The following is a 1345-nucleotide window of genomic DNA, read 5'->3' as shown; positions in this document are numbered from 1 at the left end:
GAAAAATTCGGCTCTGTGTTAACCCGAAAGTTAGTGTCTTTTTACACGCTACGTTTCATACACAAGTCCGTTGTGCAACATTACCAAGAACTATGGGAATATTTGATTTTTGGAAGAAAAAACAAAACTCTGAATTAAAAACAGAGGAAATCCCCTTTTACAAAAAAATAATGGTTGATTTACAGAATAAAACACAAGCTGAAAAAGGAACAGTTGAAAAGTATTGGTTTGAGAACGAAAATATAGGACTAAAGAAAACCTTGTTTCATAGGATTTCCATTCCATTAAAACCATTTGATTCAGGAATTGAATACGAATCGCAACCAGTTGAAACCATAATGATTATTGAGTGGATGAATTTGAATTTGCCGAATCCAGATGAATTGGACGGAATTTTAATTCAGACTGATAAAAATTCGGAAACAGAAGCTTCTGTATATCTTGGAAATGCTCATAATCCTTTTGATATTCTTAAGCTGACTTTGAATAAAATTGACGAAAGAAATTACAGAGCAGTCGGAAAAATAATGGTTGATTTCGAACACGAAATGGTTGCAAATAATGAAACTTTTGAATTTGACACAATAATTGAATTTAACGAAACTGAATAATAAAAATAACGTTGCACAACAATGTATAACCGCAATTACGGCGGATTCGACTACGTCCGAATCCACTCGGAATTGCTAAAGCCAGTGCTTAACCGAAAAGTAAAACATATAAACCCGTAACTGACGGTTATACTAGACCGTTGTACACAATTCAACCAAGTAAATTGATTTATAAGTTTCTTAATAGTAAGTATTCATTCAACAGAAAAATAGGTAGAAATGACAGCGACTCTGTTTTTTCTACAAGAATATTTTTTTCGACGGAATTGGCACTGAATACGCTCTCACTTGTTGCACTTTTTTTCTTGAACAATACTAAATATGAACTTACAAATCAGGAATATGCCGAAATAATAATTATATCGTTTTTACTGCCATTAATTGTGACATTTAAGATACTGAAGTATGATAAAATTGTAAATACTAAATCTGGACGGAATTGGAGAATTATTTCAATAGGTTATTCTTTAATAACTTATGTTGTTTTTTTCTATATGATTGTGAAAATGAAAAATATTATCTAAATATTAAAAACTGTGTACAACAACGTGTATAATTAATTACTGCGGAATTCCTTCGCAGGAATTCGCTCGAATTAATTAACTTAGCTCAAAGTCGGAAAATCCTAACTGATTTCCCGTAACTAACCATACACAAACCGTTGTATGCAATAGTCCATTTCGATAGGACAATTTTTTCGGAGGAGTGCGCTGGAATGATGGAGTTATCATTCT

The 1345-nt window shown here is 32.1% G+C and carries 1 protein-coding gene; it reads left to right on the top strand.

All coding sequences use genetic code 11. From position 1 onward, the window contains the following. On the top strand, positions 1 to 611 hold a 611-nt coding region (locus Q0997_RS20115; protein WP_299892491.1), incomplete at its 5' end, for a hypothetical protein. Positions 612 to 1345 lie beyond the last annotated feature (734 nt).

The organism is uncultured Lacinutrix sp., from assembly GCF_947500325.1.
GTDB lineage: Bacteria > Bacteroidota > Bacteroidia > Flavobacteriales > Flavobacteriaceae > Lacinutrix.
Note: the sequence above shows the minus strand (reverse complement) of the source record. Positions and strands in the feature narration are given on the sequence as shown.